The organism is Kitasatospora sp. NPDC002551 (assembly GCF_040296005.1).
In the GTDB taxonomy this organism is placed as follows: domain Bacteria; phylum Actinomycetota; class Actinomycetes; order Streptomycetales; family Streptomycetaceae; genus Kitasatospora.
In genome coordinates this window covers 26,212-32,527 of sequence record NZ_JBEOWI010000078.1, presented here as the reverse complement: position 1 = coordinate 32,527, position 6,316 = coordinate 26,212, and the positions used below count along the sequence as shown (strand labels likewise).

General features: G+C 74.2%; 5 protein-coding genes. 3 read left to right on the top strand and 2 right to left on the bottom strand.

Annotation, left to right across the window (positions count from 1 at the left end; genetic code table 11):
* Positions 1 to 2 precede the first annotated feature (2 nt).
* Positions 3 to 374, bottom strand: coding sequence for a chorismate mutase (locus ABT093_RS37080; protein ID WP_350571832.1), 372 nt, complete (start codon positions 372 to 374; stop codon positions 3 to 5).
* 332 nt (positions 375 to 706) lie between these two features.
* Here ABT093_RS37080 and ABT093_RS37075 point away from each other — a divergent pair, with 332 nt between their 5' ends.
* Together ABT093_RS37075 and ABT093_RS37070 are read left to right on the top strand one after the other, a co-directional pair.
* On the top strand, positions 707 to 1,135 hold the full coding sequence (locus tag ABT093_RS37075; protein WP_350571830.1) for an OsmC family protein: 429 nt from the start codon (positions 707 to 709) through the stop codon (positions 1,133 to 1,135).
* Between the two features lie 442 nt (positions 1,136 to 1,577).
* A complete protein-coding gene (locus ABT093_RS37070) occupies positions 1,578 to 3,848 on the top strand; it encodes a putative bifunctional diguanylate cyclase/phosphodiesterase (RefSeq protein ID WP_350571828.1) in 2,271 nt (756 codons plus the stop codon).
* 34 nt (positions 3,849 to 3,882) lie between these two features.
* On the opposite strand, the gene ABT093_RS37065 is transcribed toward ABT093_RS37070, so the two are convergent.
* Positions 3,883 to 4,998: an LLM class flavin-dependent oxidoreductase gene (locus ABT093_RS37065; RefSeq protein ID WP_350571826.1), complete on the bottom strand. Its 1,116-nt coding sequence runs from the start codon at positions 4,996 to 4,998 to the stop codon at positions 3,883 to 3,885.
* A 606-nt stretch (positions 4,999 to 5,604) separates the two neighbouring features.
* On the opposite strand from ABT093_RS37065, the gene ABT093_RS37060 reads away from it, so the two are divergent.
* Positions 5,605 to 6,201 (top strand): DedA family protein, encoded by a 597-nt coding sequence (locus ABT093_RS37060; protein WP_350571824.1) that lies wholly within the window; start codon positions 5,605 to 5,607, stop codon positions 6,199 to 6,201.
* Positions 6,202 to 6,316 lie beyond the last annotated feature (115 nt).

Below are 6,316 nucleotides of genomic sequence, written 5' to 3'. Positions count from 1 at the left end.
TTTCAGCGCTCCGACTGACGGACCGCACTGCTGGTCAGCGGCTCCGAAGCGATCGCCTCATGGTGACGGATCACCTCAGCGATGATGAAGTTGAGGAACTTCTCCGCGAACACCGGGTCCAGGTGCGCGCCCGCGGCCAGTTCGCGCAGACGCTTGATCTGGGTGCGCTCGCGGGCCGGATCGGCCGGCGGGAGCTTGTGCTCGGCCTTGAGCCGGCCGACCCGCTGGGTCGCCTTGAAGCGCTCGGCCAGCATGTGGACCACCGCGGCGTCGATGTTGTCGATGCTCTCGCGCAAGCTGGTCAGCTCGGCCCGCACGGCATCGTCGACCCCCTCGGGAAGTCCGGCGTCGGGGGTCGTGGGGTGGTCCGTCATCGGGGCGGCTCCGCGGCTCTGTCGGTGGTGCGCCCGACCGTGCTGCGGCCGGGCCCGGGCCCGGGCCAATCTAACAGGGCGCCCGGCACGGGCCCGCACCATTCGGCCCAACCGTCCACGATACGGACGGCACACGGAGCGACCCGCGGACCGGGCTCCGAGCTGCCGGGGTCCGCCCGCGCACGGCCCGGCCCGCGCGCACCACTGGGGCATTTTCGGACGCGGCGGGCCGGTGCGCTACTTGTGGCAAGCCCCCGACCTGCCCGTAGGCTGAGTCACGGCATGACCGGACGTGACGAAGCAGCAGTTCCTCAGTAACGGAGGTACCGATCGTGGCAACCACCCGCACCGCCCGCACCGCTTGGGAAGGCAACCTGGTCGACGGCAAGGGCCAGGTGACGTTCGCGTCGTCCGGCATCGGCGAGTACCCGGTCTCCTGGCCGGCCCGCGCCGAGGCCCCGAACGGCAAGACCAGCCCGGAGGAGCTCATCGCGGCCGCGCACTCCGCCTGCTTCTCGATGGCCCTCTCGCACGGTCTGACCGGCGCGGGCACCCCGCCCACCAAGCTCGACACCCAGGCCGACGTCACCTTCCAGCCGGGCACCGGCATCACCGGCATCCACCTGACGGTCACCGGCGAGGTGCCCGGGCTGGACGAGGCCGGCTTCGTGAAGGCCGCCGAGGACGCCAAGGCGAACTGCCCGGTGAGCCAGGCCCTGACCGGCACCACCATCACCCTCACGGCCAACCTGGCCGGCTGACCCGACCGACCGGCCTTCCCGGTCCGCGGTGCGCCCCACGGCTGCGGCCGGTCGCGCGTCCAGCGCTGGACCGGAGCCCGAGGGCGCACGCTCGGAGCACACGCCCCCGGTGCACATCATGTGATGTGCACCGGGGGCGTCCGCATGTATCACCACACTTGCCCCCAAACCAGACGAATCACTCCGGCGGCGGTCACCGCGCGTTGCCATCGCGTCTTATGATCGGCCGCAGCGCCCTGTTCCTCACGGTTCCTCAGGCGGGTTCCACCCGGCCGCTCCGTCCCGAGCGTCCCGCACCGGAGTCCGGCCTCCGCGAGTGCGGCAGAGCGCGGAGCCGGCCGCCGAAGTCGGGTGACCGGCCGGACCAGCGTCAAGCGTCAGCAGCGGACGGGAGCATGCCGTGCCGGGCCAGAACGAGGGGGCCGACGCACACCACCCAGGCGTGCGGCACGAGGAACCACGGCCACGCCGCCTCCCGCCGCCCGCCCTCCACGCCGCCCCGGCCAATGGCACGGCCGGCAGCACGGCCAACGGCAGGACCACCGGCACCGCCGGCGGCGCGCTGCGAGCCGCCCTGGCCGGGCCGCAGGGCCACCCGGTCGGCGACGGCGCCCTCCACTGCCCCGCCTGCTCGGCCCCGCTCGCCGCCCACGGCGGCGGTGCCCACGGCGGTGGCACGGACGGCGGCGGATCTGACGGCACTGGCACGGACGGCACTGGCACGGACGGCAGCGGTACGGACGGACGGACGGTGACCGGGGGCGACGACCGGCAGCTGGCCGCCCTGCGGGCCAGCGAGTCCCGGCTGCGGGCCGCCTTCTGCGACGCCGGCATCGGCATGGCCCTGATCGATCCCGAGGACCGGATCATCGAGGTCAACCCCGCCTTCGCCGCGCTGACCGGCCGCACCGTCGACGACCTGGTGGGGACCCACATCCACGAGATCGTCGACCCCGAGGGCATGCCGCGCCGGCTGTTCCGCGCGCTCGTGCACGGCGAGCACGAGCGGCTCCGGGTCGAGAAGCAGCTCAAGCACCGCGCGGGGCGGACGGTCTGGAGCAAGGTGACCGTCTCGCTGATCCGGGACGCCGAGGGCGGCCCGCTGTACACGCTCGCCCTGGTCGAGGACATCACCGAACAGCGCCGCCTCGGCGACCGCCTGGAGTACCAGGCCCTGCACGATCCACTGACCCGGCTGCCCAACCGGACGTACTTCTTCGAACGCCTCGACGCCGCCTGCCTCACCCCCGACCGGGCCACCGGCGCGGTCGGCGTCCCCGCCGCGGGCGCCGGGGGTGCCGCCGTTACGGCGGTTGCCGGGGGCGCCGGCCTCGCCGGGGTCGTCGAGGCCGCCGGGGACACGGCCGGCGGGACCGGGGCGGACGGGCCCCGGGTCGGCGTCTGCTACCTGGACCTCGACGGGTTCGCCTCGATCAACGAGGCCCTCGGCCACCACATCGGTGACCAGCTGCTGATCGCCGTCGCGACCCGCCTACGGCGCGGCTTCTCCGCGCACGGCACCCAGCTGGTCGCCCGGATGGGCGGCGACGAGTTCGCCGTCCTGGTGACCGACAGCCGCGGCAGCGACCAGCTCACCGACCTCGCCGCACGGATCCTCGACGCGCTGGAGCGCCCCTTCGACGTGGCCGGGCACCGGCTGGTGGTCACCGCCAGCGTCGGCGTCGTCGAGCGCTCCGTGCACGAGACCACGCCCACCGACCTGGTCAAGGACGCCGACGCCACCCTGTACTGGTCCAAGGCCGACGGCCGGGCCCGGTGGACGCTCTACGACCCCGACCGGGGCGCCCACCAGCTGACCCGCCAGCTGCTGGCCACCGCGCTGCGCCCGGCGCTGGAGCGCGGCGAGTTCACCATCGAGTACCAGCCGCTGGTCGGCCTGGCCGACGGCGCGGTGCACGGCGCCGAGGCCCTGGTCCGCTGGCGCCACCCCCGGTACGGGACGCTCTCGCCGGACCGCTTCATCCCGCTCGCCGAGGAGTCCGGGGCGATCGTGCCGCTCGGCAAGTGGGTCCTGGAGGAGTCCTGCCGCCAGGCGCGGCGCTGGCTCACCGAGTTCCCCGAGACCGAGACCTTCGTGAGCGTCAACCTGGCCGCCCGCCAGATCTGGGACTCCGACGTGGTCGCCGACGTCGCCCAGGCCCTCGACCGCACCGGCCTGCCGGCGCGGCTGCTGCAGCTGGAGATCACCGAGAGCGCGCTGCTCGGCCCCGGCGGACGCCCGCTCCAGGCGCTCCAGGCGCTCGCCGACATGGGCGTGCGCATCGCGATCGACGACTTCGGCACGGGCTACTCGAACCTGGCCTACCTCTCCCGGCTCCCGGTGCACGTGCTGAAGCTGGACGGCACCTTCATCGAGGGGTTCCGCGACCCGGCCCCGTCCGGCGGCCGGCCGGAGCTCCCCGAGCTCCGCTCGCGGCGCAGTGACGCCGACGAGCAGATCGTCGGCGCGATGGTGCAGCTGGCCCACACGCTCGGCCTGACGGTGACCGCCGAGGGCATCGAGAGCGCGGCCCAGGCCGAGCGGCTGCGGCTCACCGGCTGCGACACCGCCCAGGGCTGGTACTTCGCCCGCCCCGGCGAGGCGGAGCTGGTCGCGGCGATACTCCGCGACGGCCGCGAGGGCAGGGACGGCCGCGAGGTCCGGGAGGTCCGGGAGGTCCGGGCGGCCGGGGACATCCCGGGCGGACGCTAGGGGCGCTGCCGGGGCGGGGTGTCCCCGGGCCCGCTCAGGCGGTCGCGGGCCGGGTTCCGGTCAGGCCGTACGCCTCGGCGATCAGCCCGTAGGACCGCAGCCGCGCCTCGTGGCCGTGGATGTGCGAGGTCACCATCAGCTCGTCCACCCCGGTCCGCTTGCGCAGCGCCTCCAGCCCGTCGGCGACCTCACCCGGAGCGCCGAGGACGACATTGCCCAGCCACTCGTCGATGAAGTCCGCCTCCACCGGGCTGTACGGGTAGGACTCGGCCTCCTCGGGGGTGGGGATCGGCCCCGGATTGCCACGGCGCAGGCGCAGCATCCCGAGCGCCGCGGAGCGGGCGAGGCGGCGGGCGGAGGCCTCGTCGTCGGCCGCGACCGCGCTCACCCCGATCAGCGCGTACGGCTCGTCGAGGACCGCCGAGGGGCGGAACTCCGAGCGGTAGAGGTCGAGCGCCGGAACGGTGTTCGCGCTGCTGAAGTGGTGCGCGAAGGCGAACGGCAGGCCGAGCCGGCCGGCCAGCTGGGCGCTGAACCCGGAGGAGCCGAGCAGCCAGACCGGCGGCCGTCCCTCCCCCTTCGGCACGGCCGTCAGCCGCTCGTACGGATGTCCCGCGGGGAAGCTGCCGTCGAGGAAGTGGGTCAGCTCGGCGAGCTGGCGGGGGAAGTCGTCGGCGCCCTCGCCGAGGCCCCGGCGCAGGGCCCGGGCGGTGGCCTGGTCGGTGCCGGGGGCCCGGCCGAGGCCGAGGTCGATCCGACCGGGGTGGAGCGACTCCAGCAGGCCGAACTGCTCGGCGATCGCCAGCGGGGCGTGGTTGGGCAGCATCACGCCGCCGGAGCCCAGGCGCAGGGTGGTGGTGTGGGCTCCGAGGTGGGCCAGCAGGACGGCGGGCGTGGAGCTGGCGACGCCGGGCATGCCATGGTGCTCGGCCACCCAGAAGCGGTGGTAGCCCCACTGTTCGGCGCTGCGGGCGAGGGTGGTGGTCGCGGCGAGCGCCTGCGCGGGTGTGTGACCGGCCCCGACGGTGGCCAGGTCGAGGATCGACAGCGGGGCGGGCGCCGTTCCCCGGACGGTGCCCCGGATGGCGTCCGCGGGGTGCTGCCCGGCCCCGTTCTCCCGCTGGTTCTCCTGCCTGTCCTCGCTCGTCATGCCTGCCGTCCTCCTGGCCGTGGTCGGTACCGTCCGCCGGTGCGGTCCACCGGTGCTGCCCACCGGTGGCGGTCGGTGCCGCGGCCGGTGCCGACACTGGTCAACCCCGCCCCCGGGTGCCCTTGTTCCCCGTCCGGCGGTCCGACCTGCGAGCCGGCCGGGCCGCTCCGTGAGGGGCGGCCGGGGGCCGGCAGGCTGACGCAGAGCCAGCGGACGAACACCCGTGGCGACTTCACGCCAGCGCGGGAAGTCGCCAGCCCGAGGGCTCGCGGTCGGCGGCCGGCTTCCGGCAGGCTTGGGCTCAGGCGGATCACCCAACCGGATCCGCACTCACCAGCAAGATCGTCGGGCTGGACCAGCGCCGACCGATCCCCGCGAGCCCCCGGAGCGGCACCCCGCTCCGGGGGCTCGTGCCATGTGCGGCCCAGGGCCGGACACCCACCCCGCCCGAGGCGCGCCGCACCGGCTGCGGGACACGGCGACTGCGGGACGCGGCGGCTGTGGCCCTGCGCACAGCCGGGGTGCTTCATGGCATGAAAAGTCGAGGCGCTAGCGTTGTCCCCTGCAACCACTGCTCCCCCGGGCAGCCTGGAGGGAGTAACGGTCTTGGACATCGCGACGCTGGTCGGATCCTCGTGGATCTGTGCCCTGGCGCTCTGCGCCGTCCTCGGTGACGCCTTCCTCCCCTTTCTTCCCAGCGGGACGCTCGTCATACTCGCCGTGCTCAAGACGGCCCAGATAGACGGCGCCCCCGTGCTGCTCGGGCTCGGGGTGGCCACGGCCTCCTTCCTCGGCGATCTGCTGCTGCTCCGGCTGGCGCGCCGTGGTGCGCCGATGGTCAACCGGCGCCTGGAGCACCGCCCGAAGCTGGCGGCCAGTGTGGCGCGGGTCCAGCAGGCCCTGGACGAGCGCACCACCCGGGCGGCGGCCGCCATGGTGGTGATCGCCCGCTTCGTACCGGCCGGGCGGACCATCCTCGACCTCGCCATCGGCCACTCCCCCGCGCATCCCCACCGCTTCCTGCGGTGGTCCGCACTGGCCGCGATGATCTGGGCGGCGTACATCGTGACCCTGGGCTGGCTCAACAGCCACTGGTTCGAAACCGCCTGGTTGAGCCTCGCGGTCTCCTGCACGGCCGCCACCGTGGTGAGCACCGCCATCGCGCGGGTCGTGCGCCGCAATCGCCGGCTCTCCCTCGGCTGACGCCTCGGCGGCCGTTCCTCCACGAACGCCCCTTCCACGAATCGGGCGAAGCGTCACAGGACGGCAACAGAAGACATTTCTTCGCATCCCGCACAGGCGTACCCCGCGTGTTCAG